The organism is Bradyrhizobium sp. P2_E8 (assembly GCF_056403875.1).
This window is the reverse complement of sequence record NZ_JBFUES010001540.1, coordinates 1-1161: the sequence shown is the minus strand read 5'-3', so window position 1 is coordinate 1161 and position 1161 is coordinate 1. Positions and strand designations below refer to the sequence as shown.

The window sequence follows — 1161 nt, the reverse complement described above, 5'->3', positions numbered from 1 at the left end:
GTGCTGGAGGGTGAGAGCCTGCTCAACGACGCGACCTCGCTGCTGATCTATCGCATCGCCGTCGGCGCGGTCGTCATGCAGCATCTGAAATGGAGCGAGGTCGCGCCGACGATCGCGCTGGCGCTGGTCGGCAGCGTCCTCGCCGGTCTGTTGGCGGGGCGCATCATACCGCTGTTCCTCCAACGCGTGAAGGAAGCGCCCAGCGCGATCATCCTGCAGTTCGCCACCACCTTCATGGTCTGGATCGCCGCCGAGCATCTCGGCCTCTCCGGCATCCTCACCATCGTCGTCTACGCCATCACCATGGCGCGCACGGCGGGGGCGCACATGCCGGCACGGCTGCGGGTGCCGTCCTATGCGGTGTGGGAGACGATGGTGTTCGTGCTCAACGTGCTCGCCTTCATGCTGATCGGCATGCAGATGCGGCCGATCTGGACGCGGCTCGACGCGGACGTGCGCTGGGAATATTGCGTGGCGGCAGCCTGGATCCTGCTCACGGTGGTCCTGGTGCGGCTGCTCTGGGTGACGTTCTACCGCACGACGCTGCGCGTGCTGATCGCGCACGGGCTCTATCACCCGAAGGATCCGAAACAGGTGGCCTCGCCGAAGGGCGGCCTCATCATCTCCTGGTGCGGCATGCGCGGCCTGGTCACGCTCGCCACCGCCTTCGCCCTGCCGGAGAACTTTCCCTATCGCGACTTCATCGTGTTCATCGCCTTTGCCGTCGTGCTCGGTTCGCTGGTGATCCAGGGTCTGACGCTGCGGCCGCTGATCCTGGCCTTCGGCCTCACGGACGACGATCCCGTCGGCGCCGAGGTCGCGCGCGGCCGCACCGTGGCCTATCGCGCGGCCCTCGATGCGATCGAGAGCGACCCGTCGGAGGAGGCGGAGATCCTGAGGCTCGAATATCGCGCCATCCTGATGCAGGCGGATCACGATCCGAACGGCGGCATCGCCAATGGCGAATTGCCCGCCGATCCGCTGCGCCGCCGCGCCATCGAAGCCGCGCGCAAATCCATCTTCGAGCTGCGCGCCACCGAAGTGATCGGCGACGACGCCTTTCACCGCCTCGAGGAGGAGCTCGATCGCGCAGAATTGAGCGCGGGAGGATGAGACTCTCGATGCATCCACAAACTCGGTGTCGTCCCGGCGAAGGCCGGG

At 66.7% G+C, this 1161-nt stretch carries 1 protein-coding gene; it reads left to right on the top strand.

Annotated features, from left to right (window positions below; translation table 11 throughout):
* Window positions 1–1113: cation:proton antiporter (locus tag AC1D00_RS42125; protein WP_477014777.1), on the top strand; the 1113-nt coding region annotated here is incomplete at its 5' end.
* Between the last annotated feature and the right edge of the window lie 48 nt (window positions 1114–1161).